The organism is Streptomyces sp. NPDC002784 (assembly GCF_053592135.1).
The window spans coordinates 909,130-934,311 of sequence record NZ_JBSFVD010000001.1 but is presented as its reverse complement, the minus strand read 5'-3'; the positions used below and the strand labels follow the sequence as shown (position 1 = coordinate 934,311).

The window sequence follows — 25,182 nt, the reverse complement described above, 5'->3', positions numbered from 1 at the left end:
GGTCACGGGGTGACCGCGGTGCCGCCGAACGTCACCACCAGTCGGCCGTCCGAGGTGAAGGACCAGCCGAGGGCGCCGTCGTAGGAGGAGCAGCGGGAGCCGTTCGTACCGGACCAGAACTGGTTGGTGGCGTCGGAGTTGCCGATGATCCGGTCGTTCGTGCCGCTGCTGAAGCGGCAGGAGGTGTTGTTGCGGAACACCGAGGTGCCCGCGTCGAAGTTGAAGTTGCGCTCGGTGTTGTCGACGCTGACGTTGTCGGAGATCGTCATCGTGCCCGGGTTGCTGTTGTAGGTGAACCCGTGCTTGCCGTTGTCGACGGCGAAGCTGCGCCGCACGACGTGGTTGACCGGCACGTTCTCACCGCCGAGCTTGTAGCCGTTGCGGTCGCCGGCGCCGGCCTGGGAGCCGTCGCTGAGGGTGCCGTTCTCGTAGGAGAGGGAGTCCTCGACGGTCACCGGGCCGATGGGGTCCTCGTCGGCATAGGTGTACAGGTCCCAGCCGTCGTCGATGTTGTGGTGGGCGACGGCGTGGCGGAAGACGTTGCCGGTGCCGGTGGTGAGCTTGGCGGCGAAGCCGTCGGCGTCCTCGCCGTCGGAGTCGGCGTTGTCGTGCGACTCGGCGCTCAGGATGAGGTTGTTGGACGGCCACTGGGCGGTCGGCGTGGTGGAGGTCATCCGGCCGAGCTGGAGTCCGGTGTCGCGGTTGAAGCGGGTCACCGTGCGCTCGATGACGTTGTTGCTGCCGCCGACGAAGATGCCGTTGTCCCCGGCCCGTTCGACGATCAGACCCTTGATGTGCCAGTACGAGGCGTTGAGCTGGAGCCCGCGGTTGGCCGAACTCTCGGTCTGCGCGGAGAAGTTGAGCACCGGGGTCTCGCCCGGGTAGGCGGCCAGGGTGGTGCGGGCGCCGGCGGTGCCGTTCTGGCCGGCCGGGACGGTGACCGTCGAGGACTGGCGGTACGTCCCCCCGCGCAGGTAGATCGTGCCGCCCGCGGAGATCCGGCTGATCGCCGAGGTGAGGGTGGTCGGGGCCGACTGGGTGCCGGCCGCGCTGTCGGTGCCGTTCGGGGCGGCGTAGAGGGTGGCGCCGGTCGGCGGCGGGGTGTCGCCGGTGACGACGTCCAGGTGGTCGAGGTTGGGCAGGCCGGTCGCGGTGGTCGGGCTGAGGCGGACGGTGTTGCTGCCCGCGGCGAGCGGGACGGTCAGCGTCTTGGTGGTCCAGGCCGACCAGGTGCCGGTGCCCTCGAAGGACGGGGTCTGCACGGTGGTGCCGTTGACGATCAGGTTCGCCGGGCGGGGGGTGGTGGTGCCGTTGGCGAAGCGGACGTTCAGGGCGGCGGTGCCGGCGGTGGCCGCGTTCACGGTGAACTGGGCGTACGCGCCGGTGGCGTTGGTGCCGTTGCAGAAGCCGCTGCCGGAGTACCCGGGCCAGTCGGAGTCGATGGTGCCGGTGCAGACGGCGGCCTCGGCCTCGTACCGGGTGGTCGCGGCCTGTGCCGGGTTGCCGGACAGCGCGACCAGCGCACCGGCGAGCAGTGCGGCGCACGCGAGGGCGGGTCTCAGGTGCATCGGGTGCCTCCAGGCTCTTGGGAGCAAGCGCTTTCTCCCCGGAAGCTTGGGAGTGGTGTTGTGTGCGCGTCAATATCCGGGTACTTGATTCTTATTCACGGACATGAACACCGGAACGCCGTGGTGTGGGTCACAGGTTCGGGATTGAGTGCGGGGCGGGGGCGGACGTCGTACCCACGCCTGACGGGACGTGCCCGGATGCGAGGATGAGGCGCTGTGACAGCAGGGTGGGGTACGCGCACGACACGGGCCGCGGTGTTCGCGGCCGTGTGCGTGCTGCTCGCCGCCCTGGGGCACGTCCTGATGTCCGGCAGCCATGTGCCCGCGTGGACGCTGGCGGCCGGGGTGGCCGGCGCCGGGGCCGTGGGGTGGTGCCTGGCGGGCCGCGAGCGTGGGCTGCCGCTGGTCGTGACGGTCGTGGTGGCCGCGCAGACGGGGCTGCACTCGGTGTTCTCCTGGGCGCAGTCGGCGTCTGGTGCGTCCGGTGTGTCTGGCGGGTCCGGTGCGGCTGGTTCGGATGTGGGCGCGGGGCACGTGCACTCCATGGGTGCCATGGATATGGGGCACGTGCATCACGGGGGCTCGATGACGGCTGCGGTGTCACCGTCGGCGGAGGTGTCTTCGTCGGTGGAGGTGTCTGCGTCGGTGGGGATGCTCGCCGCCCATCTGCTCGCCGCCCTGCTGTGCGGGCTGTGGCTGGCGTACGGCGAGAAGGCCGCGTTCCGCATCCTGCGGGCGGTGGCCGGATGGCTGGCCGCGCCGCTGCGCCTGCTGCTCGCCCTGCCCGCCCCCGCCGACCGCAGCCCGCGCCCACGTCTCGACCGGGACCGTGCGGACCGCGTACCGCGCCTTCTCCTCGTCCACGCGATCACCTCTCGGGGTCCGCCTGTGGGGCCCGCTGTCGCCTGACGACAGCCGGCGCTTACGGCCCTGTGGCCGGTACCCCCACATCCCTCACCGGGTCCCTGACCGCCACGCCTGCCCGCTCCGCACGCCGCGGTCCGGACTCGGGACGACCCGAAGGACAACAGGTGATCGCTCCTGCCTTGCCGGAAACGGCGCCGTGCGCGGGGAAACCGGTGGCAACCGTCCCGCACTCCCCGAACGCCCTTCCGCACCACCCCGCACCCCCCAGATCCGCCGCCCTCGACGAGGCGATAACCGGGTGGGCGCTTGCCGCGCGTGCCGGGGACTCCGTCGCCGTCGAACGGTTCGTGGGCGCGCTTCAGCGGGATGTGCTGCGGTACGTCGCTCATCTCGGGGCTGATCCCCAGGCTGTGGACGACCTCGCGCAGGACACGTTCCTGCGGGCGCTCGGCAGTCTGCACCGGTTCGAGGGGCGTTCCTCGGCCCGGTCCTGGCTGCTGGCCATCGCCCGGCGCGCGGTGATCGACAGTTACCGTCGTGCGGCCGCGCGGCCCCGCCTGTGCGACGTACCGGACTGGCGGCTGGCCGTGGAGAACGCGCAGCCGCGAAGCGTGCCCGGGTTCGACGACGGTGTCGTCCTGCGCGATCTGCTGGCCGCGCTGCCCGCCGAGCGCCGGGAGGCGTTCGTGCTCACCCAGCTGCTCGGCCTGCCGTACGAGGAGGCCGCCGCGGTCAGTGACTGCCCGGTCGGCACCGTGCGTTCACGGGTGGCGCGGGCGCGGGCGACGCTGCTGGAGGCCGTGCGTCAGGCGGCGTGAGCCGGGGGAGGGGTGCCGGGTCTCCGGCACCCCGTTCCCGTCATGACGGTGGCCTGCCCCTCCTCACGTACCGGTTCAGCGGGGGCTCCTCCGCCAGTACCGCTCCGATGGTGACCGAGAAGGTGGCCGCGGCGCAGACCACGATCAGCCAGGAGAGGAGGGTGAGGACGAGGCCGAGGGAGCCGTACTCCGCCAGGCTGCGGTTGAGTGCGTTGGGGACGTAGAGGCGGGCCGTCAGGGCCAGGGCGGTGGTGGAGGCCGCGGTGAGGATCGCGCCGGGCAGCAGCGGCAGCCAGTCGACGCGGCCCGCCAGCAGCAGGCGCTGCGTCCACAGCCACACCCCCGTGCTCGCCAGGAACAGCAGCGGGACGCCCAGCCACAGGCCGACGCCGAAGCCGCTGCGGATGGGGCCCTGCAACAGTACGAACAGCACCAGTGCGAGGAGCCACACCACCCAGCGCCAGGCCGCGATGCGGGTGCTCGCCCTCGGCAACTGCCAGGCGCGTGCACAGACGCGGGCCATGACCCGGCTGAAGCTGGTGGCGGAGACCAGCGCGACGAGCAGTCCGACGACACCGCCGGTCTCGCGGGCGGTCTCGTCGACGGAGCCGCCGAGGACCTGCTCCAGTTCCAGTTCGGCCCGGCCGTTGAGCCCGAACATCGCGCGCAGCGACTCCCCGAGTTGCTCGCGGACGCCGTTGGGGGTGAAGGCGGCGACGGCGAACAGCAGCGGTACGGACGCCAGGAACGCCTGGGCGGCGAGCCTGGTCCCCGCGTCCAGGAGGTTCGCGGACAGGAGCCGGTTGGTGACCTCGGTCAGGACGGGGAAGCGCTCCTCGGCACGGTCGCGCAGACGCTGGATCCGCACCGTCCACGTCATCCCGCCTCCCACGGCCGCACCACTCGCCCCCAGTCAAGGCCGTCCGCCTCGGGGCGGCGAGCGGGGGTGGCCCGTCGGGGGCAGGGGGTGTTCTCGGGGGTGGGTTTCGGGGCGTCGGGGCGTTGGGGGTTCGGGCGGGGTGGCGGGTCGGTTCGGCGCGGGGTGTTGTGGTCAATCGTCCCTGGGCGAGGCCGTCCGCCTCGGGGCGGCGAGGGGAACTGGCCCGTCGGGGGCAGGGGGTGTTCTCGGGGGTGGGGTGTCGGGGCGCTGGGGGTTCGGGGGGATGGCGGTGGAGGTGGCCCGTCGGGGGCAGGGGGTGTCCTCGGGTGGGGTGTCGAGGCCCCCGGGGGTTCGGGCGGGGTGGCGGGTCGGTTCGGCGCGGGGTGTTGTGGTCAGCCGCTCCCCGTGAGGCCCGCCCCCGGACGGCGGCCGGGTCGGCCGGAGGGAGTCAGCGGGGGGCTTCGTCGGACGGGGCGCCGAGGCCCTGGGAGTCAGGGCGGGACGCCACCCGGTTCAGCAGGGGGTCGGGCAGGGCCGTCGCGGTCAGCCGCTCCAGTGCTGCCCGGCGCTCGTCGAGCGGTTGCGCCCGGTCCTCGGATGCCTCGGCGCGCACCCGGTCGAGCAGGGCCCGCAGCCGCCGTACGACCTGCGGGTTGGCGCAGCCGTAGAGAAGGGTCTCGTCCAGGGCGAGGGAGACGAAGTCGGCCCACTGCGGTGCGGGGCAGCGGACACGGGGCCGGCCGGCCCGGTCGAGCAGCCAGGCGGGTCCCAGCGGGCGGCGGGCCAGCCGCAGCAGGCCCTCCTCGATCTGGTCCAGCGCCTGGACGGCCGTGGTCGGGTCGTTGACGGCCGGGGACAACGAGCGGATCGCGATGTCGGCCAGCAGACGGAAGCCGTACGCCACGTCCTGTTCCACGGTACGGGTGGGGCCGTAGCGCACACAGGAGGCGGCCCGCCGGGCCACGCGCGCGGGGACGGGACCACGGCCGTCGAGCCGCCCGACCACCACCCCGGATCCGACGAAGTCACCGACCGCCTGCCGCAGCTGGACCTGGACGTCATGGCGGGCCGCGAGCCTGGTCAGGCGCGGTTCGTCGACGGCGAAGACGACGGCCGGGGGCCCGTGATGGATGAGCGGGATGCCGCGGGGGTCCCCGTGATTCCCTGACACCCCGGGCACGGTGGAGCGCGCCGAGCCGGGATCCCGAGCCGGTTCCGGACGCCACGTGGGATACGCCTCGGACGTCTCGGCGGAGCGCGCCGAGCCGGAGTCCCCAGGGCCCTCGGGATGCCCCCCGGGCCCCGGCCCGGTCACCCCCGTATCCCGCCCCGAGCCGGAATCCCCACCAGCCTCCGGACGCCCCCCGGGGCCCGCCCCAGTCACCCCCGTATCCCGCGCCAAGCCCGACCCCCCGGCCCCCTCCAACCCCCCACCCCCCTCCCCCGGAAACACCTCCTCGATGACCGTCCGCAGCCGCTCCCCGACCGCTCGGGCCAGGCCGCCGCCGGTGACGGCGTGGCGGAGTGAGGCGAGCAGGCGCAGGACCGTGACGGCGTCGATCAGGACGAGACCGATCGCGAGCGTCACACTCACCCGGGGCACGCTGTCCCCCCGGATCTGGCTCAGGGTCACCAGCGCGTACAGGGCCGTCCCGATCAGCAGACCGAACAGGACCAGGTACCGGCTGAAGTGCCCCAGCGCGGACACCAGCCGAGGCGACATGGCCTGCACGGTCTGCACGACGAGCGTGATGGCCGTGACCACGAACCCGGCGAGGGTGATCATCCCCCCGGCGATCGCGGCGAGCGTGGCCTGCGCCGTGGAGGCGTCGAAGCTCAGCCCCGCCTCGGGCAGATGCCGTTCCCACCGCGGCAACGCCCAGCCCAGCAGCGCCCCCGCGGCGACCAGCACGAGCGCGGCGCCGTTGCTGCGGGCGCGCCGGGCACGCTGACTGCCGCTGCCGCGGTGCGGCGGCCGGGCGCGTACGGGCTCTGTCGCCATTCACCGGTCCAGGTCCAGGGGGGAGAGGGACTTCGAGTGTCCGGCGGGGCGCGGCCGGGGGCGAGTCGTCATTCCCCTGTCCGGCCCACACCCGCTCGTGGCGCCGCCGGGTCCGGGAGACGGTGGCACCAACCCCTCCGGTGAGGGAGGTCCACATGACGCTGCGAGGGAGTTCGACATGACCCGCTCCGACGGATCCAGGCCCGCCGAGCCGGGCATCGCCGCGGCCAACCGGGCGGTGCTCAGCCGGTTCCCCTTCGACGACGAGCAGGATCTGGCGGACGCGCGGCGCGGGTTCATGGGCACGGCCCGGGACGGCGTCGTACGCGACACGGAAGGCCGTACCGTCTGGGACCTGGACGCCTACGGCTTCCTCGCCCAGGACTGCCCCGACACCGCCAACCCCAGCCTGTGGCGGCAGAGCAGGCTCTGCTCCGACCACGGCCTGTTCGAGGTGGTCGAAGGCATCTACCAGGTGCGCGGCTTCGACCTGTCGAACATGACCCTGGTCGAGGGCGAGCGGGGCGTCTTCGTCATCGACCCGCTGCTGTGCGCCGAGACCGCCGCCGCCGGGCTGGCCCTGTACCGGGCCCATCGCGGGGACCGGCCGGTGACGGGCGTGCTGTACACCCACAGCCACGCCGACCACTTCGGCGGCGTGCGCGGTGTGGTGACGGATGACGTGCCGATCCTCGCCCCGCAGGGCTTCCTGGAGCACGCGGTCAGCGAGAACGTCTACGCCGGTACGGCCATGAGCCGCCGCGCCGCCTACATGTACGGTGCCGCCCTGCCGAAGGGTGAGCGCGGGCAGATCGGCACCGGCCTCGGACAGACCGTCTCCACCGGCGCGGTCGGTCTGATCCCGCCGACCGTGGACATCACCGCCACCGGGCAGACCGAGACGGTCGACGGCGTCCGCATGGTCTTCCAGCTCACCCCCGGCACCGAGGCACCGGCCGAGCTGAACGTCCACTTCCCCGACCACGCGGCGCTGTGCATGGCCGAGAACGCCACCCACAACCTGCACAACCTGCTGACGCTCAGGGGCGCGCAGGTCCGCGACCCGAAGGTGTGGGCCCGTTACCTCACCGAGGCGATCGACCTGTTCGCGGGCTCCTCGGACGTCGCCTTCGCCTCCCACCACTGGCCCATCTGGGGCCGCGAGCGCCTGATCGGGTTCCTGTCCGAACAGCGGGACCTGTACGCCTACCTCCACGACCAGACCCTGCGCATGCTCAACCAGGGCCTCACCGGCCCGGAGATCGCCGAGCTGATCGAGCTGCCCCCGGCCCTGGAGCGGGCCTGGCACACCCACGGCTACTACGGCTCCGTCAGCCACAACACCAAGGCCGTCTACCAGCGTTACCTCGGCTGGTTCGACGGCAACCCCGCCCACCTGTGGGAGCATCCGCCGGTCGAATCCGCCCAGCGGTACGTGGAGTTCATGGGCGGCGCCGACGAAGTCCTGCGCCGGGCCCGGGAGTCCTTCGCCGCCGGCGACTTCCGCTGGGTGGCCCAGGTCGTCAACCACGTCGTCTTCGCCGACCCCGGCAACACCGAGGCCCGCGCCCTCCAGGCCGACGCCCTCGAACAGCTCGGCTACGGCAGCGAGAACGGCACCTGGCGCAACTTCTTCCTCATGGGCGCCCTCGAACTGCGCCACGGCTCCGTCGGTACGCCCACGGCGACCAGTTCGCCCGACATGCTCGCGGCGCTCACCCTGGACCAGCTCTTCGACGCCCTCGCCATCCGGGTCGACGGCCCGCGCGCCTGGGACGCGGACCTCACCGTTCGCTGGAACGTGACCGACGCCGAGCCCGTCACCCAGCGCCTGCGCAACGGCGTCCTCACCCACGTGACGGGCACCGGCCCGGCGGCGGCCGCCCCGCAGGTCGAGATCACCCTCGGCGAGGCGGACCTGCGGGCCGTCCTGCTCGGCATGGTGCCGCCGGCGGACCTGGCGTCCCGGGACGGCATCAAGGTCACCGGTGACGTGGGCGTACTGGCCGAACTGCTCGGCCATCTCGGGGAGCCGGACCCCGACTTCGCGGTCGTCACCCCCTAGTGGTGTTCTGGGGGCGGGTCAGTACCGCAGGGCCGTGCCGACCTGCGCCCGCACGCTCCCGGAGAGCTTGTGCGTGCTGCGTGCCGTAGCGCTGCCGGAGGCGTCGGCGCCCACGTCGGAGAGGGTCACCACCACCATGTCGACCAGCTTGCCGTCCTCGGCGCGGAACTCGACCCGTACGGCGAAGGACTTGGGTTCGCCCGCCGTGTTCCGGGCCGTCACCTGGACCGTGGTGCGGCCGTCGCCGTCCGTGCCCGGCTTGCCCAGCGTGACCTGGTCCTTGGCCTCGACGCCCCCCTTGACGGACTCCATCGCCTGTCCGGCCTCCGCGGTGGCCGAGGCGACGGCGTCGGAACCCCGGGAGGCCAGGGAGGAGGCCGCGGAGGCCGCCCTGCTCGCGGCGTCCGAACCGACGCCGTTCCCCTCGTCCGAGCAGCCGCTCACCCCCGCGGCGCACACCGCCACCAGCGCCGCACTCACCGCGGCCCGTCCGGCTCGTCCCACCTGTCCAACCATGACGTCTCCTGCCTGTCCGTGATCAGCCGTCACCCCAGTGAAGGGCCGCCGGGCAGCCCCCGCATGCCCCGGCGACCGGGGGCGCCGGGGATTCACACCAACAGCCCCGCGGCGCGCTTCACCCGAACGGCCCGGCCCTCGTGGCCGGCTCCCGGCGCGGCGCGGAAGGTCGAGGCGTACGGCGCCGGCCGGACCGGACCGCCGGACAGGCACCGGAAGGGGACCCCATGCGGCGCTACCCGCCCATCGCCGACCACGGGATGATCGGCGACCTCCAGACCACCGCCCTCGTCTCCTCCGACGGCGTCGTGGACTGGTTCTGCGCCCCGCGCTTCGACTCGCCGAGCCTCTTCGCGGCCCTGCTCGACCACGACCGCGGCGGGCACTTCGCGATCGGCGTGGAAGGCGCGCACGTGACCACGCGCCAGCTGTACCTGGCCGACACCGCCGTGCTGATCACCCGCTTCCTCACCCCCGACGGGGTCGGCGAAGTGGTCGACTTCATGCCCGTCGACCGCCCGGAGACGGCCACCGACCACCACCGGCTGGTCAGGGTGATGCGGGTGACCCGGGGCCGGGTCCGCTTCTCGCTCACCTGCCGCCCCCGCTTCGACTACGCCCGCGCCGAGCACCGCCTCACCCTGCGCGAGGACACCGCCCACTTCTCCGCGTCCGGCACCGAGGCCTACCTCCAGACGGCGGGACCGGTGTCCCTGCAACCGGACGGGCGGGACGTGCGCGCCTTCGTGGAGCTGGAGCCGGAACACCTGGCGGCGGCGGTCCTGACGGTGTGCGCGGCCGGCGGCGAGCCGCCCCCCTCGCCCACCGCGGACAGCGTCCGCGCCGAGTTCGAGGAGACGTACGCCTTCTGGCACCGCTGGATCCGCCGCAGCCGCTACCGGGGCCGCTGGCTGGAGACGGTCAACCGGTCCGCGATCACGCTGAAGCTGCTCACCTACGCCCCCACCGGCGCCCCCGTCGCCGCCGCGACCGCGGGCCTGCCCGAGCAGCTCGGCGGCGAACGCAACTGGGACTACCGCTACACCTGGGTCCGGGACGCCTCCCTCTCCCTGCACGCCCTGCTCGGCCTGGGCTTCACCGAGGAGGCGCACGCCTTCCGGCAGTGGCTCGGCGAGCGGCTGCGCGAGGGCCGCACGGTCACCGGGGAGCCGTTGCAGATCATGTACCGGGTCGACGGCGACCCCCGGCTCGCCGAGGAGACCCTCGGCCATCTGGAGGGCTACCGCGGCTCCGCCCCGGTCCGCATCGGCAACGGCGCCGCCGACCAGCTCCAGCTCGACATCTACGGCGAGGCGGTGTACGCCCTCACCCGCACCGAGGACCTCGCCCACCACATGGGGTACGACGGCTGGCTGGGCCTGTCCCGGGTGCTCGACTGGCTGGTGGACCACTGGGACCGCCCCGACGAGGGCATCTGGGAGACCCGGGGCGGCCGGCGGGACTTCACCTACAGCCGGCTGATGTGCTGGTCCGCCTTCGACCGCGGCATCCGCGTCGCCCGCGAGCTGGCCCGCCCCGCCGACCTGGCCGGCTGGACCGCCGCCCGGGACGCCGTCTTCCGGCAGATCATGGACCGCGGCTGGAGCGAGCGGCGCGAGGCGTTCGTCCAGCACTACGGCAGCGACGTGCTCGACGCCTCACTGCTGCTGATGCCGTCCGTCGGTTTCATCACACCCCGCGACCCGCGCTGGCTGTCCACCCTGGACGCGATGGAGAGCGAGCTGGTCTCCGACAGCCTGGTCTACCGCTACGACCCGGCCGCCTCCCCCGACGGACTGCGCGGGAGCGAGGGCACCTTCTCGCTGTGCAGCTTCCTCTACGTCGACGCCCTCGCCCACTCCGGCCGCCTCGCCCAGGGCCGCTATGCCTTCGACAAGATGCTCACCTACGCCAACCACGTCGGCCTGTTCGCCGAGGAGATCGGCCCCACCGGCGAACAACTCGGCAACTTCCCCCAGGCCTTCACCCACCTGGCCCTGATCACAGCGGCCCTGTCCCTGGACGAACACCTCGACGACGCCCCCGAGAAACCCCGCCTCAGGGCCACCCGGAATTGACGATGTGTTACCGAGCGCGCACCTTCTGTAGCAGTCTTGAGTCATGACGTACATCCCGGAAGACCTGAAGTACACCTCGGAACACGAGTGGGTCCGCACCCTGAGCGCCAACAAGGTCCGCGTGGGCATCACCGAGCACGCGCAGAGGCAGCTCGGTGACATCGTCTTCGTGGAACTCCACCCCATCGACGGCCGGATCGACGCCGGCGAAACGTTCGGCACCCTGGAGTCGGTCAAGGCCGTCACCGAGCTCTACATGCCGGTGACCGGTGAGGTGACCACCCGCAACGACCGCCTGAAGGACGATCCGGAACTGATCAACACGGACCCGTACGACGACGGGTGGCTGATCGAGGTCACCGTGAGCAACCCGAGCAGCGACGGCCTGATGACCGCCAAGCAGTACGGCGCGTACCTCACGGCCGAGGACTAGCCGCCCGCCGGCGGCCGCAACCACTCCAGGGAGCGCCCGCCGGCGCCTGTCACCACCGCCGGAAAGGAGCGAGCCGCCTCAGGGCCACACAAGGCAGTACGGCTGATGTCCCGCCTCATGCAGGCGATGGCTGAAGTCCTGCCACTCGTGCAGCGATTGGTGACGGGAGGGCGCTGACCTGGGATTTCGCAAGGAAATGCGCGTTGACATGGGGAAACTCCTCTCGGTAGTTCTCACGGGTCAACGCCGTTTCCCAGGCTCATGTGCCCTGGATGTGCCCTCGCGGCCTCTCACCAGAGGGCGCCTTGCTCGGCAGATGGGCGGGTAGGGGGCGGCGCTGTAGCCAGGCTCACTCGCGTCTTGACGTTGATGGCGCGAGGTTCCGTCGTCACAGCGCCCGCCTCACGCAGCTGCCGGACGGTCTCGATCACTTGGGCGGGCCGGTAGACGGTTTCCAAGAGGGCGTATCGCTTGAGCTCGGGGATGGTTCGCCCGCCAGGCGTTTCGGAGATGAAGTCGTGCAGGATCCGTCGCAGCGGAGCCGTATCCGGTTCGAATACGAGATCAAGCATCTGCTGTTGGGTGTCCCTGGGGTCGCGGTAGCGGACGCCGTAGGAAGGGTCCACCTTCCACATGGCGTCCTTCATCTTCTCCAACCCCCGTTCGTGCTGGGTGCCGAAGATCAGGTAGAGCATCCTGCCGCCCTCGTCGACCATCTCGAAGTACAGCGTGTGCGTGAAGCCTGCCTGGCGCAGCGTGTTCCGGTACTGCTCGCGCAGGAAGGTGAACTTGCCTGAGGGAGACTGCTGGAAGACGCCTTGCCACTCCTGACTGCCGAAGGCTTCGTTGCCGAGCTGGCGGTGGCCGTCGTGCTTCTCGGCGAACCGGGTGAGGAAGCTGGGCTCGAAGGTCACCATCACTTCCGTGCTGGGATGGCGCCCCAGCTCCTGGAGGAGTGAGAAGGGGATGTCTGGTCCGCCGAAGCTGTCCAGCAGCACAAAGAGGGGCTTCCCCAATGCGCCGATGTCCCGCAGCTTCTGCAGGAGGGCCGGGCGGAAATCCCCGTGATGTATGTCGACGGCTATTCGTTTGGTGATGTCGTCCGTTTGCCTGGAGCGGACGAGCTCCATCTGGCGCTGTAACTCTTTGACACGCCGGGCGTCCTCCTCCATGAGGATCACGCGCATACGCTTTGGGAACCTATGCAGAGCGTCGGCGAAGACTTCGTAAGCGATGACCGGGGAGCCAGGCTCTCCCCGTTTGTAGACGCCGGCACCCGCGAAGCCTTCGGCGTAACCGATCACGTCGAGTCGTGATAGCAGAATCGGCGCCCATGCCGCCAAGTACTGCTTCAGTAAGTCATGTTTGGCCGCCGTGTGCGGATCGCGTTCCCACACGGCATCCTTCGGTACGGCCACGATCGGTCCCCCTACTCCCGTCGGCCCCGCTGGGAAGAGGGTCACACACCGTTGCCATATGCCACCAGAGTGCGTACGGCGACTGCTGGACTTTGGCCGCTAATGGGCTGCGACAGGCAGTCGGGGTGGCATCTCGTCCCAGGTCGCTCCGTCGAGTTCGCGGCCCCCTGACTTCGGGCTGCGGCCACCCCATTGCTTGAAGAAGAAGGGCACTCCAGCGTCGTTGCAGGCGTCGCGGATGTCCACCAGCCACTCCTCCTGCACGGGCCGATGGTGGGGCCCGGACTCCCCCCCGGCGATAACCCAGCCGATGCCGTCCAGGTGCAGACCGGTAAGCGGACCGAGTAGTGGCTCACAGGACAGGAAGCGCACAGCAGCGGGAACCTGTCGAAGGTCGTCGACACGATCCAGGTGCTCTGCATCTTCGACGGAGACGCCCATCCACAGGTTGGAAGGCCAGTCGAGTTCGCCGGCCACACGTCGCAGCCTGCGGGCTCTCTTGGTCAGTAGCTGGTAGGTGTGTTGGGGAGTCTCGGCAATTACCTGGAAGACCTGCCGGACGAAGTCCAGGGGGACCTTGGCGTGGAAGAGGTCGCTCATGGAATTGACGAAGACCATCCGTGGGGCCTTCCACTGGCGGGGAATGGCCAATGCGTCTGGGTGAGGGGTGAGGCCGAAACCCGGGCCGGAAGTCCTGGGATCCCCGTCCGTTTGGTACTTGGCAACACCCATGGCCTTGAGGCGCCTGGATAACGTCAAGGCGTAGCAGTTGTCACACCCGGGGGAGATCTGGTCGCATCCTGTGGTGGGATTCCAGGTCGCCTCGGTCCACTCGATGGTGCTGCGATCGCCCATGGGTCCCCTCCCGTAGCGGGTGGACACTGGTCATCAGCGCTTTCCCACCCGGCGCTTCGACTGCGCTGCCTAACGAGCGACGTGCTGAACTGACACGCGATCACCCCCATCCTCCACGTCGAACGCATGTTCTGTGAAGGGGGTGTTGGAGTCGAGGTCGGTTCAGGCAGCTGTGCGGCTACCTGAGGGCGTCAACCAGCGCGGCACAAAGAGACTTCGCGTCGTCGAGGCCTTGGCGGCATGCGGCATGCGGCATGCGGCATCGGTGAGTACGAGACGCTGACCGATTCGAGCGGACCCTGGGCACTCTGGACAGGTACTTCTCACCCACGATGCCGTCGTTATGCGTGAAGACGTGCCGGGCGGCCCCGGTTTCGAGGAGGCGTTGCCACGACTGTGGGCAGGCTCCGGGTAGGTCATGACGCTCTCCGCGGAGTAGCCGTGGATTCCGGGCGCCAGCTGTTCGCTTGAGCTGTTCCCAAGCACGTCTGTTGACCGTTGCCTGGTCGACCTCCGAGATGTCGACCCAGAGACTGCCCTCGCCATCAGCGATAAGTTTCTTGCATGCGTCACAGATGGCGAGAAGCTCGTGCGTCAAGGCGTTCCCTCCCAGCAGGTGCGAGGCTACTTCGAGGCGTCCTCGATGGCCTCGAAGATGTCGGCGTCGGTCTCCTTCTGCCAGTCGGGCAGGTCGGGCCAGTCGGCGACGTATCCGGGCTTGGGGTTCTCGAAGTGCTTGTACATCTGGGCGGTCCAGCAGGTGGCGACGAAGCGGCTCTTCTGCTCGCGGGTGAGGCGGGAGGCGTGGCGGTCGCTGAGGTCGAGGAACAGTCGCACCTGGTTGTACACGGCCCCGGCAGCCTGACGCTCCCACTCGGGGGTTTCTTCCCAGGGGGTGATGTAGCCGGGCTTGGGTTCGCCGGGGAAGTACTTTCGAACGCCGGTGATCCAAGCCTCGCGGAACACGTGTGCGCCCTCGATCTGCGACATGCCTTCCCCTCTCGTCACATCGTGCACAGTGCGTCGATATCGGCGCCCAGTTCGACCACGCGGGCGTCGCGGGCGAGGGGGCCAAGATCGGTTCGTAGCCCCTGGAGTTTACGGGCGACGTACCCGGAGGACGTCGCCCGGGCGAGCTGCAGGGCCTCGCGGCCGTAGGTGATGACCTGGTCCGGGTCGTGGCGCTTGGCGCCGATGGACGCGAGGTCGGTCAGGACTGCGCCGCGGCGCCGGAAGGACTGCCCGGAGGCGAGTACGTCCTGGCTCAAAGCAGTGGTGAGAGCCTTCTCGGCGAGGTCGAGGCGGCCGAGTTGGAGGTAGCGGGCGCCGCGTTCCTCGGCGAGGCGGGAGCCGTCGAAGCGCAACCAGCCGCCGGTGTGAAACGGGCCGTTGAGGTCCGTGACCCTCTCCGCCTCGTCCAAGGCGCGCTCGCAGGCGGACAGGTTCCCGAGTCCGGCGTACGCCTCGGCCTGAACGGAGGCGACCCAGTGGCGGGTGGACAGGGAGCTGTCTCCTCGCCGCGCCACCCGCTCTGCAGCCGAGAGTGCGGTGGCAGCCTCGGCGTAACGCCGTTCGTACAGGTCGACGTATGCGTGCCGGACCAGGGCGCATGCCCAGAGGTCGTAGGACTCGGCTTCCTTGCTGGCGGAGGCGGCGAGTGTGTAGGACGCGGCTGCATCGGTGTAGCGGTTGCCGTCGAAGGCCAGTTCTCCGGCGAGCTGGAAGAGATCACCGGCCGCGCCGCACAGAGCCTGGGATTCAGCTGCTGGCTGGCCGTCGAGAGTGTCGTTGAGCGTGGTGAGCTGGTCGCGGACGATCGGGTACACGGAACCCTTGGCACGGGCGAGTTGGTACACCTGCCACAGGTGGCCGTTCATGCGCAGGAAGTCCTCCGACATCCCACGGCGGGTCCCGTCGGTGAGGGCGGCGCTCTCGTCGGCGGGCAGAGCCACGAGGGCGCTGGTGACGGCGATGGCGCGCAGAAACTGGCGTCGGATCATGTCGTCGAGGTCCCCTGAGCCGTGGTGGTCGCGAGGCGGCGACCCTGCCGGCGCTGGACGGGCTGCTTGTGGCTGTCCCACCAGGGCGTCGAGTTCGTCAAGGTCGAGGTGCAGCAGCTCGGCCAGCCGTGGCCGTAATGGCGGCTGGGGTGTGGTGGTCCGGGTCTCCCAGCGCCCGATCGTGCGCCGGTCGACGCCGAGGGCGTGCGCGAGCTCTTCCTGACTGTAGCCCAGCGCCCTGCGCCGCTCCGCAAGCCCCATGCCGCCCCCTTTCCACGTTCCCGTCCGTGTCTACCCTGGCGGCGCTGATCTGTCCCATGAGTGTCCCAGGACTGCCTCATGGATGCCGTGGTCCGCGCCAACCCGCTCCGGTTTTCTGGACGTTGTCAGCCACGACAACGGTGGACACCGGAGAAGGGGTGCGGGCATGGGAACACAGAGCGCCATGTCGTCCGAGGCGGCGCAGCTCCCGACCGCCTTGGAGGCGGTCGACGAGAGCGTGGCCACGGCGCTCGCAGTCGGGCTGGTGATGCCGGATCGCTCGGTGATCGAGGCGACGACCCGGGACCTGGTCGGTCACCTCAGAGCGCTGATGGCCGAGGACCTCGGCTTCGACGAGGACCCGGCCGTGCAGGCGCTGTTCCGGGAGGGCTGCCGGGTCCTCGACCTGACGCGCCGGCCCACCGCGGAGTCCACCCACTTCGGCGCCTATCAGTACATGCGTGAAGTCGGCCTGCTGACCAGGCGCTTCGCTGATGTCTACCGCGAGGCGCAAGAACAGGACGAAGCCGATGCCTGACGAAGCCCCCACCGATCTGCCCATGCGCTGGCGCGGAGCGACATTGCCCGAGCAGGAACGGGCACGACGCCTCTTCATCAGGCCACCCGGCCTCCCGCCCTTCGTCAGGCAACCCGAGAAGAGCCACCGCGAACAGTGAAGAAACACATCACGGCCCAGGTCATGTACGTCGTCTCGGTCCTTGCGCTCGGCGGCTCGATCACGCTGGCAGTGTCGCGAGGATGGTGAGACATGGAAGCAACAGGCGCCGTGGTCCTTACGGCTGGCGGCAGTGGCTGTTGTCAGCCCTGATCATCGCCTCCACCTCACCGGTCGCCTGGGCCTTCTGGTACTTCGACCGCTCCTAGCCCTCGACGGGCACTCACTGACTCCCGCTCTGGCCGCGCGAGCCCTCAGGAAGACCCGGTCCCCCACCGGGGCGGGCTCAGCAACTCCCCGGCGGCCGGAGCGGGATCCCACCACGGGGCAACCCGGTGTGCGCCCTGCCGCCGTGGCAGAGCAGTACCTCCGATAAGCCCCCGTCCCGGTCGCTGGATCTGCCTGCGGCTGGGACGGGTCCTGGGCTTCGCAACTTGCGGGGCTCGTCCACTCACTCCGTAGGAGAGGAACGACCATGAACATCGACGAACTGTTCACCGGCGACCTGATCACCGGCGTCCCCAGCATGGACGCGGCGCTGCTCGACAAGATGCCCGGTGGCGGCGACAACAACGGCGACCACTGCAGCTGACCAGCCCGTGAACGCGGTGGAGCAGGGCTGACTGCTCTGCTCCACCGCCCTGACTAGGGGGGAAGCAGGTGCTTTCGTTTCGTGTGCGGCTGGCTGACACCTGGAGCACAGCCTGGCGCTGGGACACAGATCGTTGGGTGAGCGGCGATAGCTGGATCAGACCCGCTCACGCGGCTGCCCTGGAAGCCGAGCTTGTGCCGGGCGATGGATCCGGCGTCCACGCGCTGGTGAGAGAGGACAAGGGCGGGGAGGTGGACTTCACGTCGCTGCTCCTACGCCCGGACGAGGTTCAGGTTTCAGTGGGAGTGTTTGGCACCGCACCGCTCTACCTCGTAGCGGCCGGAGAAGACCTATACGGCTCATGGGACTTGGCCGACCTACGGCCGCACCTGCGACCCGACCGACTCAATCCCCAGACCGTGGCGCGCACCTTGACCCGCCGACACCGCTACAGCTCCGACACCCTCTTCGACGGCGTGTACCGGCTCACGGAACGCGCCACGGCCGTCTTCACGACCGCGGGACTCGCGATCCTCTACCCCGAGCCCGCCCAGCACGTGCTGGAGCCCCGAAGGCTGCGCGCGGGTGTTGACCCGGTGGAGACGTTCGATGCGCTGCTGACCGAGGCCGTGGCCGGGTGGCGTTCTACGGTGAGCTGCGTCGGCGTGGAGGTGTCTGGCGGGGCCGACTCGGGCAACGTGGCTCTCTCGACCGCCGCAGCCGGCTTCAGCTCCGTCCACACGTTCGGCTTGCTCATGGGCGGCCGGATCGGCTGGGTCCAGCAAGAGCGACGCCGCATCCTGGTGGAACACCTGGAGCTGCGGGACACGGCTGTCCCGGCCATGCAGTACCCACCGTTCATGCCTGGTGGGGTACGAGGGCGCGGAGCGCCGCACGACCCGGCAGGAGCCTTCTACCAGGAGGCTTTCGACGCCCTGCGTGGACGCGTGGCTGCCCACGGTTGCGAGGTGATCTTCACGGGCGGTGGTGGGGACGAGGTCAATGCCTGCCACTCGCGTACGAACGTCCAACTGCCCAAAGCCAACTCCATCCCGTGGCTCGGGAACAAGGCCGTTGAGGCCCTGGTCCAGGTGGACGAGAACCTCGCTCCCATACCAGTACTCCCCGTCCCCACCCTCATGGCCTTCGGCCTGCACAACCCGGCCTACCTGAGACACGGCATCTGGCCGGTCGCCCCGCTCGTCCACCCGCGAGTCGTCCGCTTCATGGAGCAGCTGCCGCACGAGCACAAGCAGGGCAAGACAATGTTCCGCAACCGCTTGCGGCGTGCCGGATTGTCCGATTCCGTCGCGGCCCCGGCCGAACCGGAGAACTTCCTCGCGGTCATGGAGTCGGGCCTGCGAAGCTACGGTCTTCCGCTCTTGGACGACATGCTCCGCGAGTCGCTGTTGGTCGACCTCGGCTACGTTGATCCTGTCGCCCTGGCCCAGGCCCGGGACCACGCGGAGCGAGCCCCCGTCGTGCCCGACCTGCTCTGCGACACACTCGCCCTGGAAGTCGGACTCCGGAGCCTTTCATGAGCAACCTGGACACCGTGGAGGCGGAACGCCTCCAAGCGTCCAACCTCTTCTACCGAGACCCCGCTCTGTATGACAGCGTGCAGGCCGACAGCGATAGCACGAGCATCTGTCAGGCGCTGATCGACCGGTACTCCCCGGAAGCCCGCACCCTGCTGGACTTCGGCTGCGGCACCGGCAGGAACCTGCAGCTGCTGGCCCGGCGCTTCGACTGCATCGGTATTGATCTACAACCTGGTCTGGTCGACTACGGGCGACACACGCGCTCCGAACTCGACCTCCGTGTCGGGGACATGCGCACTGTGCGACTCGGCTGCACCGCCGACGTCCTGGTGTGTCTGGGCAACTCCCTCGCCTACGTGCACGAAAACGCTGACCTCCAGGCAACGTTCCAGACCTTCGCCGCACACGCACACCGCCACACCCTGCTCGTCCTGTGCTCCCCGGTGGCCCCGATCCAGTCACCGAGCCCTCAACAAGCCCGCGTTGAGACGCGCCTCGGGCCTGCCACGGTGACTATCGGCTACGAGTGGGATCTGCGGACGCAGATCAACACCATGCGTCGTCACTGGGTGTTCGACTCGGGCGAGGAGTACCACGATGCCATCCGGCGGCGTGTTCTCGGCCCTCGCGAGCTGGAGCTGCACGCGCTCCTCGCCGGTTTCGAGGTCTTTGAGATTGTCAACGAAACCGGCGCACTGACTGTCCTGGGTCCAGGCGCCTACACCGTAGCTCGCTATCAGGGGTGAGGCTGCGACGACGCCTCCACCGAGGACGCCAGGCTGGAGCGCAGGGCATATCAATGCCTCGCCCAAACTCATGTGCCCTGGCCGCCTGACGGCCCCTCCCGGCACATGACAAAGGCGAGGTCCGAAAACCCCGCCCGAATCACCGAAAGCCCAGGTCAGGGCCACACAAGGCAGTACGGCTGATGTCCCGCCTCATGCAGGCGGTGGCTGAAGTCCTGCCACTCGTGCAGGAGTTGGTAGACGTTGAACGCGTCCCGCGGGCCCCCGCGGTCGGGGACCGTGGACCAGATGAACGCCGCCGCGCCGACCGCTTCCTCGCCGATGCCGCGCAGGGGGTCGACGACCGTCATGGGGAGTTTCACCACGGCGTAGTCGGGATGCAGGACGACCAGCTCCAGCGGGGGGACCTTGTGCAGGGGGACACCCTCGATGCCGGTGAGCACCATCGCGGCCATGGTCTCCGGCTTGATCTTGGTGAACATGCCGTTCATGCCGAGTTCGTCGCCGCCGAGTTCCTCCGGGCGCATCGAGATCGGGACGCGGGCCGCGGTCGCGCCGTCCGGCGCGCCGAAGTACTTGTACGTCACCCCCACCCGACCACCATTCCCGCTCGCCTCCCGGAGCCGGTCGACACGTCGGTCGATCCGCTCGGGGTCGGTCTGTCCGCCCTGTGCCTGCCGTGCGTCGGTGGTGTCCGCCGCCTCGCGCCGGTGCTTCCCCCGCCGGGCACGTCGAGGACCCAGGTCATCAGTCCCCTCGCCCAGTCCGCCACCGCGATGCATATCTCCACCCGACTGCTTTTCTAGGACGCGTGGCCCCCGCCGCGCAACCCGATCATCGTGTCAGTGACCTCCCCCACGGCCGCTCGCCGAAACGTGCGCGCTGAAACACCTGTCCGCAGGATCTTGTACCAGCCCCCAGTTTCGCAGATCGCCCGGGGGTAGGAGTCGGATGTCCGGTCGGAGGAGAGCGGGCCCACAGCCCCGGGCGCCCGCTGGCCTACCCTGAGGAGGTCACTGGCAACCGGAGTCCGAGCAGTCGGAGAAGGTCGGAGAAGTCGCACGACATGAGCTCACTGCCCTATTCATACGATGCGCCTGAGTCGCAGGCTCTGTTCGACCGTGCGGCGGCCGTCACGCCCGGCGGCGTGAACTCCCCGGTGCGCGCCTTCCGCGCGGTGGGCGGAACACCCCGGTTCATGGTGTCCGGCACCGGTCCCTACCTCACCGACGCCGACGGACGCGAATACGTCGACCTCGTCTGTTCCTGGGGGCCGATGATCCTCGGGCACTCGCACCCCGAGGTCATCGCCGCCGTGCAGGAGGCCGTCGCGCGCGGCACCTCCTTCGGTACGCCCGGTGAGGGCGAGGTCACGCTCGCCGAGGAGATCGTCGACCGCGTCGGCCCGGTGCAGCAGGTGCGCCTCGTCTCCAGCGGCACCGAGGCCACCATGTCCGCGATCCGGCTCGCCCGCGGGTTCACCCGGCGCACCAAGGTGGTCAAGTTCGCCGGCTGCTACCACGGCCACGTCGACTCCCTCCTCGCCGCCGCCGGCTCCGGCGTCGCCACCTTCGCGCTGCCGGACACCCCGGGCGTCACCGGTGCCCAGGCCGGCGACACCATCGTGCTGCCGTACAACGACCTGGAGGCCGTGCAGGAGGCCTTCCACCGGCACCCGGGCGAGATCGCCTGCGTCATCACCGAGGCATCGCCGGGCAACATGGGCGTCGTACCGCCGCTGCCCGGGTTCAACCAGGGGCTGAAGGACGCCTGCCAGGCCAATGGCGCCCTCTACATCTCCGACGAGGTCATGACCGGCTTCCGCACCAGCCGCGCCGGCTGGTTCGGCGTCGACGGTGTCGTCCCCGACCTGATGACCTTCGGCAAGGTCATGGGCGGCGGCTTCCCGGCGGCGGCCTTCGGCGGCCGGGCGGACGTCATGGCGCACCTCGCGCCCGCCGGGCCGGTCTACCAGGCCGGCACCCTCTCCGGGAACCCGGTCGCGACGGCCGCGGGGCTCGCCCAGCTCCGGCTCCTGGACGACGCCGCGTACGAGAAGGTCGGCGCCGTGTCGGAGCAGATCCGGACCCTCGTCGCCGAGGCGCTCACCAAGGAAGGCGTCGCGCACCGGCTGCAGACCGCCTCCAACATGTTCTCGGTGTTCTTCACCGACCGGCCGGTGCAGAACTACGAGGACGCCAAGAAGCAGGAGTCCTTCCGCTTCACCGCCTTCTTCCACTCGCTGCTGGAGAACGGCGTCTATCTGCCGCCGTCCTCCTTCGAGTCCTGGTTCGTCTCCACGGCCCACGACGAGCGGGCCGTGCAGAAGATCGCCGACGCCCTTCCGGCGGCGGCCCGGGCGGCGGCGGAGGCGCGGGCATGAGCGGCTCCGACATCACCGTCGTCCATCTGATGCGGCACGGCGAGGTCGCCAACCCGGACGGCGTCCTCTACGGCCGGCTGCCCGGCTACCACCTCTCCGAGCTGGGCCGGCAGATGGCCGACCGGGTCGCCGAGCACCTCGCCGCCCGGGACATCACCCATGTCGGCTCCTCCCCGCTGGAGCGGGCCCAGCAGACCGCCACGCCGATCGCCAAGGCGCACGGCCTGGACCTCGCCACCGACGAGCGGCTCATCGAGGCCGACAACGTCTTCCAGGGCAAGACCTTCGGCGTCGGCGACGGCGCCCTGAAGCGGCCCGGGAACTGGAAGCACCTCGTCAACCCCTTCAAGCCGTCCTGGGGCGAGTCGTACTTCGACCAGGTCGTGCGGATGATGGGCGCCCTGGACACCGCCAAGGACCGGGCGCGCGGTCACGAGGCCGTGCTGGTCAGCCATCAGCTGCCGATCTGGATCGTGCGGTCCTACGTCGAGAAGCGCCGCCTGTGGCACGACCCGCGCCGCCGCCAGTGCACGCTGGCGTCCCTGACGACGTTCACGTTCCAGGGCGACCGGATCGTCTCGGTCGGCTACAGCGAGCCGGCGATCGACCTGGTCCCGCCGCATCTGCGGGCCGGGGCACGGCCGGTCAAGGGCAAGAACAAGGCATTCGGGGCCTGAACGGGCCCTGGGCCCGCTCAGGGCCTTAGTGCCCATTCTTCGTATTTGTTGTGAAACACATGTGATCCGCCGGAACCTCCCCCTTCGTCACGTCCTCTGACTGGGTGACCAGCACAGAACGTGACGAAGGGGGAGGCCATGCGCACTCTCACCCGCAGGGGAGCACTCGGACTCGGCGTCGCCGGGGCCGCCGCGGTCGGACTCGGCGGGTGCGGGACCTCCACCCCGTCAGAGGGGTCGACCCCCTCCGAAGGTTCCGCGGCTCACCGCCCGGCCGGTTCCGGGCCGAAGCCCTCGGCCCGTCTCATCGGCGACGGCTCCACCGCGTACACCGGCAAGCAGCCGAAGCAGCCCGAGCGGCCCGTCCCGCTGGAACCCGGCCAGACCCCGCCCCAGTTCGTCGTCTTCTCCTGGGACGGCGCCGGTGAGGTCGGCAACGGCCTCTTCCCGCGCTTCCTCGACCTCGCCGAGGAACACGGCGCCCGCATGACCTTCTTCCTGTCCGGGCTCTATCTCCTGCCCGAGTCCAAGAAGCGGCTCTACGACCCCCCGAACAACCCGCGCGGCGCCTCCGACATCGGCTACCTCACCGACGCGCACATCAAGGACACCCTGAAGAACGTCCGCCGCGCCTGGCTCGACGGACACGAGATCGGCACCCACTTCAACGGCCACTTCTGCGCCGGTTCCGGCTCGGTCGGCAACTGGACCCCGCGCCAGTGGCGCAGCGAGATCGACCAGGCGAAGTCCTTCGTGCAGGAGTGGCGCACCAACAGCGGCTGGACCGACCTGCCCCCGCTGCCCTTCGACTACGACAAGGAACTCGTCGGCGGCCGCACGCCCTGCCTGCTCGGCCAGGAGAACCTGCTCCCCGTCGCCCGCGACCTTGGCTGGCGCTACGACGCCTCCTCGCCCGGCGGCCGTCAGGTCTGGCCGGCCAAGAAGCAGGGCATCTGGGACCTGCCGCTTCAGCAGATACCTTTCCCCGGCCGGAGCTTCGAGGTCCTGTCCATGGACTACAACATGCTCGCCAACCAGTCCGTGAACTCCACCAACGCCCCCGCCCACAACTACCCGGCCTGGCGCGAACAGTCCGCCCAGGCGTACATATCCGGCTTCAAGCGGGCGTACGAGACCAATCGCGCTCCCTTCTTCGTCGGCAACCACTTCGAGCAGTGGAACGGCGGCATCTACATGGACGCCGTCGAGGAGGCCCTGAAGCACATGGCGCGGGAGAAGGAGAAGGGCGAGGACGTGCGGCTCGTCTCCTTCCGGCAGTTCACGGACTGGCTGGACGTGCAGTCGCCGGAGGTCCTGGACAAGCTGCGCACACTGGACGTCGGCCAGGCACCCGCGGAAGGGTGGAAGCGCTTCTGAAATGCGGGTTTTCACCTGCAAGGGGGGTGTGCAAGATCCCCGGAACGGACATGCGAAACTTTTCACATGAGTGCCGCCAGTCGCGCCCCCCTGACCCTCGCCGGTGCCGTCGTCGCCGCGTCGCTGCTGTCCGCGTGCACGTCCGGAGGCACCTCGGGCGGTGGCGGCGACACGAACTTCATCATGGGCAAGGACGGCATCTCCACCGTGGCGAAGGGCAAGCGCGACGCGGCCCCCGAACTGTCCGGCAAGACCCTCGACGACAAGCAGCTCGCGGTCTCGTCCTTCAAGGGCAAGGTCGTCGTCCTGAACGTGTGGGGCTCCTGGTGCGCCCCCTGCCGCGCCGAGGCCCCCAACTTCCAGAAGGTCTACAAGGACCTCAAGCCGCGGGGCGTGCGGTTCGTCGGCATCAACGTCGCCGACCCCCAGATCCGCAGCGCCCGCGCCTTCGAGGAGCAGTACGGCGTCACCTACCCCAGCCTGTACGACCCGAGCAGCAAGCTGATGCTCCGCTTCGACAAGGGCACCCTCAACCCGCAGGCGATCCCCTCCACGCTCGTCCTCGACCGGGACGGGAAGATCGCGGCCCGCTCGCTGGCCGCGCTCAGTGAGGAGAAACTCCGCAAGATGATCGACCCGGTCCTCGCGGAGAAGTGACGTGAGCGCGCTCACCACGCTCGCCGCGGAGGGCTACAACGGCACCGTGCTCAACGGTGCCCTGCTGGTCGCCCTGCCCATCGCTCTGCTCGGCGGACTCGTCTCCTTCTTCTCCCCGTGCGTGCTGCCGCTGGTCCCCGGCTATCTGTCCTACGTCACCGGCATCAGCGGCACCGACCTGGCCGAGGCCCGGCGCGGCCGGATGGTCGCGGGCGCCTCCCTGTTCGTGGCGGGCTTCACCGCCGTGTTCGTCTCCGGCGGGGCCCTGTTCGGCTACTTCGGGGCGACGCTCCAGGAGCAGCAGGACGTCCTGTCCAAGGTGCTGGGCGGGCTCATGATCCTCATGGGCGTGTTCTTCATGGGCCTGATGCCCTGGATGACCCAGCGGGAGTTCCGCCTCCACCGCAGGCCGGTGGCCGGACTGGTCGGCGCCCCCCTGCTCGGCGCGCTGTTCGGCATCGGCTGGACGCCCTGCATCGGCCCGACCCTCGCCTCCGTGCTCGCCCTGTCCTCGCAGCAGTCGAGCGCGGGCCGCGGTGCCATACTGACCGTCGCCTACTGCCTGGGCCTCGGGGTGCCGTTCGTGCTCGCCGCGGTCGCCTTCCGCAAGGCGCTCGGTGCCTTCGGCTGGGTCAAGCGCCACTACGTCTGGGTGATGCGGATCGGCGGGGCGATGATGATCGTCACCGGTCTGCTGCTGCTGACCGGAGCCTGGGACAGCCTCGTACAGGACATGCAGTCCTGGTCCGCTGGATTCACCGTGGGGATCTGA

23 protein-coding genes are annotated in these 25,182 nt (G+C 70.0%); 14 read left to right on the top strand and 9 right to left on the bottom strand.

All coding sequences use genetic code 11. The features are described from left to right. Window positions 1–2 precede the first annotated feature (2 nt). Window positions 3–1,568 carry a carbohydrate-binding protein gene (locus tag ACWD1Z_RS04350; protein ID WP_451115352.1) on the bottom strand — a complete coding sequence of 522 codons (1,566 nt, stop codon included), beginning with the start codon at window positions 1,566–1,568 and terminating at the stop codon, window positions 3–5. 216 nt (window positions 1,569–1,784) lie between these two features. Between ACWD1Z_RS04350 and ACWD1Z_RS04345 the strand changes: the two genes are divergently transcribed. Together ACWD1Z_RS04345 and ACWD1Z_RS04340 are read left to right on the top strand one after the other, a co-directional pair. Continuing rightward, the gene (locus tag ACWD1Z_RS04345) at window positions 1,785–2,477 is read left to right on the top strand and encodes a hypothetical protein (protein ID WP_451115350.1); all 693 of its coding nucleotides are present in this window, start codon (window positions 1,785–1,787) and stop codon (window positions 2,475–2,477) included. A gap of 170 nt (window positions 2,478–2,647) precedes the next feature. Beyond that, a complete protein-coding gene (locus tag ACWD1Z_RS04340) occupies window positions 2,648–3,253 on the top strand; it encodes a sigma-70 family RNA polymerase sigma factor (RefSeq protein WP_451115348.1) in 606 nt (201 codons plus the stop codon). Window positions 3,254–3,293: 40 nt separating this feature from the next. Here the strand turns inward: ACWD1Z_RS04340 and ACWD1Z_RS04335 are convergent, their stop codons facing one another. After that, entirely contained in the window at window positions 3,294–4,133 is an 840-nt protein-coding gene (locus ACWD1Z_RS04335; protein ID WP_451115347.1) for a YhjD/YihY/BrkB family envelope integrity protein, read from the bottom strand. A gap of 448 nt (window positions 4,134–4,581) precedes the next feature. Then, window positions 4,582–6,135 carry a DUF2254 family protein gene (locus ACWD1Z_RS04330; RefSeq protein ID WP_451115345.1) on the bottom strand — a complete coding sequence of 518 codons (1,554 nt, stop codon included), beginning with the start codon at window positions 6,133–6,135 and terminating at the stop codon, window positions 4,582–4,584. A 178-nt stretch (window positions 6,136–6,313) separates the two neighbouring features. On the opposite strand from ACWD1Z_RS04330, the gene ACWD1Z_RS04325 reads away from it, so the two are divergent. Next, a complete protein-coding gene (locus ACWD1Z_RS04325) occupies window positions 6,314–8,200 on the top strand; it encodes an alkyl/aryl-sulfatase (RefSeq protein ID WP_451115343.1) in 1,887 nt (628 codons plus the stop codon). 18 nt (window positions 8,201–8,218) lie between these two features. Here ACWD1Z_RS04325 and ACWD1Z_RS04320 read toward each other — a convergent pair whose 3' ends face one another. Continuing rightward, window positions 8,219–8,716 carry a hypothetical protein gene (locus tag ACWD1Z_RS04320; RefSeq protein WP_451115341.1) on the bottom strand — a complete coding sequence of 166 codons (498 nt, stop codon included), beginning with the start codon at window positions 8,714–8,716 and terminating at the stop codon, window positions 8,219–8,221. Between the two features lie 227 nt (window positions 8,717–8,943). Here ACWD1Z_RS04320 and ACWD1Z_RS04315 point away from each other — a divergent pair, with 227 nt between their 5' ends. Then, window positions 8,944–10,794, top strand: coding sequence for a glycoside hydrolase family 15 protein (locus ACWD1Z_RS04315; RefSeq protein WP_451115340.1), 1,851 nt, complete (start codon window positions 8,944–8,946; stop codon window positions 10,792–10,794). A 43-nt stretch (window positions 10,795–10,837) separates the two neighbouring features. Beyond that, window positions 10,838–11,227 (top strand): glycine cleavage system protein GcvH, encoded by a 390-nt coding sequence (gene gcvH / locus ACWD1Z_RS04310; protein WP_451115338.1) that lies wholly within the window; start codon window positions 10,838–10,840, stop codon window positions 11,225–11,227. Between the two features lie 290 nt (window positions 11,228–11,517). Here the strand turns inward: gcvH and ACWD1Z_RS04305 are convergent, their stop codons facing one another. The 4 genes from ACWD1Z_RS04305 to ACWD1Z_RS04290 all read right to left on the bottom strand — a co-directional run bounded on the left by ACWD1Z_RS04305 (window position 11,518) and on the right by ACWD1Z_RS04290 (window position 15,761). Continuing rightward, window positions 11,518–12,645, bottom strand: a complete 1,128-nt coding sequence (locus ACWD1Z_RS04305) for a three-Cys-motif partner protein TcmP (protein ID WP_451115336.1) — start codon at window positions 12,643–12,645, stop codon at window positions 11,518–11,520. A gap of 99 nt (window positions 12,646–12,744) precedes the next feature. After that, window positions 12,745–13,500, bottom strand: coding sequence for a DUF5131 family protein (locus ACWD1Z_RS04300; protein WP_451115334.1), 756 nt, complete (start codon window positions 13,498–13,500; stop codon window positions 12,745–12,747). A 624-nt stretch (window positions 13,501–14,124) separates the two neighbouring features. Further along, window positions 14,125–14,490, bottom strand: coding sequence for a hypothetical protein (locus ACWD1Z_RS04295; RefSeq protein WP_451115333.1), 366 nt, complete (start codon window positions 14,488–14,490; stop codon window positions 14,125–14,127). A gap of 14 nt (window positions 14,491–14,504) precedes the next feature. Next, window positions 14,505–15,761 carry a helix-turn-helix transcriptional regulator gene (locus ACWD1Z_RS04290; RefSeq protein WP_451115331.1) on the bottom strand — a complete coding sequence of 419 codons (1,257 nt, stop codon included), beginning with the start codon at window positions 15,759–15,761 and terminating at the stop codon, window positions 14,505–14,507. A 166-nt stretch (window positions 15,762–15,927) separates the two neighbouring features. On the opposite strand from ACWD1Z_RS04290, the gene ACWD1Z_RS04285 reads away from it, so the two are divergent. The 4 genes from ACWD1Z_RS04285 to ACWD1Z_RS04270 all read left to right on the top strand — a co-directional run bounded on the left by ACWD1Z_RS04285 (window position 15,928) and on the right by ACWD1Z_RS04270 (window position 19,316). After that, window positions 15,928–16,299, top strand: coding sequence for a DUF6415 family natural product biosynthesis protein (locus ACWD1Z_RS04285; RefSeq protein ID WP_451115329.1), 372 nt, complete (start codon window positions 15,928–15,930; stop codon window positions 16,297–16,299). 221 nt (window positions 16,300–16,520) lie between these two features. Then, window positions 16,521–16,646, top strand: a complete 126-nt coding sequence (locus tag ACWD1Z_RS04280) for a hypothetical protein (protein WP_451115328.1) — start codon at window positions 16,521–16,523, stop codon at window positions 16,644–16,646. 520 nt (window positions 16,647–17,166) lie between these two features. After that, window positions 17,167–18,570, top strand: a complete 1,404-nt coding sequence (locus ACWD1Z_RS04275; protein WP_451115326.1) for an asparagine synthase — start codon at window positions 17,167–17,169, stop codon at window positions 18,568–18,570. Then, on the top strand, window positions 18,567–19,316 hold the full coding sequence (locus ACWD1Z_RS04270) for a class I SAM-dependent methyltransferase (RefSeq protein ID WP_451115324.1): 750 nt from the start codon (window positions 18,567–18,569) through the stop codon (window positions 19,314–19,316). The genes ACWD1Z_RS04275 and ACWD1Z_RS04270 overlap by 4 nt, the downstream gene beginning before the upstream one ends. Window positions 19,317–19,471: 155 nt before the next feature. Here ACWD1Z_RS04270 and ACWD1Z_RS04265 read toward each other — a convergent pair whose 3' ends face one another. After that, window positions 19,472–20,098, bottom strand: a complete 627-nt coding sequence (locus ACWD1Z_RS04265; protein ID WP_389415558.1) for a hypothetical protein — start codon at window positions 20,096–20,098, stop codon at window positions 19,472–19,474. Window positions 20,099–20,382: 284 nt separating this feature from the next. Between ACWD1Z_RS04265 and hemL the strand changes: the two genes are divergently transcribed. From hemL to ACWD1Z_RS04240, 5 genes are all read left to right on the top strand, one after another. After that, window positions 20,383–21,699 carry a glutamate-1-semialdehyde 2,1-aminomutase gene (hemL, locus tag ACWD1Z_RS04260; RefSeq protein ID WP_451115322.1) on the top strand — a complete coding sequence of 439 codons (1,317 nt, stop codon included), beginning with the start codon at window positions 20,383–20,385 and terminating at the stop codon, window positions 21,697–21,699. Continuing rightward, a complete protein-coding gene (locus ACWD1Z_RS04255) occupies window positions 21,696–22,376 on the top strand; it encodes a histidine phosphatase family protein (RefSeq protein ID WP_389415556.1) in 681 nt (226 codons plus the stop codon). The genes hemL and ACWD1Z_RS04255 overlap by 4 nt, the downstream gene beginning before the upstream one ends. Before the next feature lie 138 nt (window positions 22,377–22,514). Further along, window positions 22,515–23,753: a hypothetical protein gene (locus ACWD1Z_RS04250; RefSeq protein WP_451115320.1), complete on the top strand. Its 1,239-nt coding sequence runs from the start codon at window positions 22,515–22,517 to the stop codon at window positions 23,751–23,753. A 66-nt stretch (window positions 23,754–23,819) separates the two neighbouring features. Further along, on the top strand, window positions 23,820–24,410 hold the full coding sequence (locus ACWD1Z_RS04245; protein WP_451115318.1) for a TlpA family protein disulfide reductase: 591 nt from the start codon (window positions 23,820–23,822) through the stop codon (window positions 24,408–24,410). 1 nt (window position 24,411) lies between these two features. Further along, window positions 24,412–25,182, top strand: coding sequence for a cytochrome c biogenesis CcdA family protein (locus ACWD1Z_RS04240; RefSeq protein ID WP_451115317.1), 771 nt, complete (start codon window positions 24,412–24,414; stop codon window positions 25,180–25,182).

What these genes read in the sequence shown, in the direction of transcription:
- ACWD1Z_RS04280 (WP_451115328.1), top strand. Translation starts at nt 16,521, where the DNA reads ATGGTGAGACATGGAAGCAACAGGCGCCGTGGTCCTTACGGCTGGCGG.
- ACWD1Z_RS04290 (WP_451115331.1), bottom strand. Translation starts at nt 15,761, where the DNA reads ATGGGGCTTGCGGAGCGGCGCAGGGCGCTGGGCTACAGTCAGGAAGAG.
- ACWD1Z_RS04245 (WP_451115318.1), top strand. Translation starts at nt 23,820, where the DNA reads ATGAGTGCCGCCAGTCGCGCCCCCCTGACCCTCGCCGGTGCCGTCGTC.
- ACWD1Z_RS04295 (WP_451115333.1), bottom strand. Translation starts at nt 14,490, where the DNA reads ATGTCGCAGATCGAGGGCGCACACGTGTTCCGCGAGGCTTGGATCACC.
- ACWD1Z_RS04335 (WP_451115347.1), bottom strand. Translation starts at nt 4,133, where the DNA reads ATGACGTGGACGGTGCGGATCCAGCGTCTGCGCGACCGTGCCGAGGAG.
- ACWD1Z_RS04330 (WP_451115345.1), bottom strand. Translation starts at nt 6,135, where the DNA reads ATGGCGACAGAGCCCGTACGCGCCCGGCCGCCGCACCGCGGCAGCGGC.
- ACWD1Z_RS04320 (WP_451115341.1), bottom strand. Translation starts at nt 8,716, where the DNA reads ATGGTTGGACAGGTGGGACGAGCCGGACGGGCCGCGGTGAGTGCGGCG.
- hemL (WP_451115322.1), top strand. Translation starts at nt 20,383, where the DNA reads ATGAGCTCACTGCCCTATTCATACGATGCGCCTGAGTCGCAGGCTCTG.
- ACWD1Z_RS04285 (WP_451115329.1), top strand. Translation starts at nt 15,928, where the DNA reads ATGGGAACACAGAGCGCCATGTCGTCCGAGGCGGCGCAGCTCCCGACC.
- ACWD1Z_RS04265 (WP_389415558.1), bottom strand. Translation starts at nt 20,098, where the DNA reads ATGCATCGCGGTGGCGGACTGGGCGAGGGGACTGATGACCTGGGTCCT.
- gcvH (WP_451115338.1), top strand. Translation starts at nt 10,838, where the DNA reads ATGACGTACATCCCGGAAGACCTGAAGTACACCTCGGAACACGAGTGG.
- ACWD1Z_RS04315 (WP_451115340.1), top strand. Translation starts at nt 8,944, where the DNA reads ATGCGGCGCTACCCGCCCATCGCCGACCACGGGATGATCGGCGACCTC.
- ACWD1Z_RS04250 (WP_451115320.1), top strand. Translation starts at nt 22,515, where the DNA reads ATGCGCACTCTCACCCGCAGGGGAGCACTCGGACTCGGCGTCGCCGGG.
- ACWD1Z_RS04300 (WP_451115334.1), bottom strand. Translation starts at nt 13,500, where the DNA reads ATGGGCGATCGCAGCACCATCGAGTGGACCGAGGCGACCTGGAATCCC.
- ACWD1Z_RS04270 (WP_451115324.1), top strand. Translation starts at nt 18,567, where the DNA reads ATGAGCAACCTGGACACCGTGGAGGCGGAACGCCTCCAAGCGTCCAAC.
- ACWD1Z_RS04255 (WP_389415556.1), top strand. Translation starts at nt 21,696, where the DNA reads ATGAGCGGCTCCGACATCACCGTCGTCCATCTGATGCGGCACGGCGAG.
- ACWD1Z_RS04325 (WP_451115343.1), top strand. Translation starts at nt 6,314, where the DNA reads ATGACCCGCTCCGACGGATCCAGGCCCGCCGAGCCGGGCATCGCCGCG.
- ACWD1Z_RS04350 (WP_451115352.1), bottom strand. Translation starts at nt 1,568, where the DNA reads ATGCACCTGAGACCCGCCCTCGCGTGCGCCGCACTGCTCGCCGGTGCG.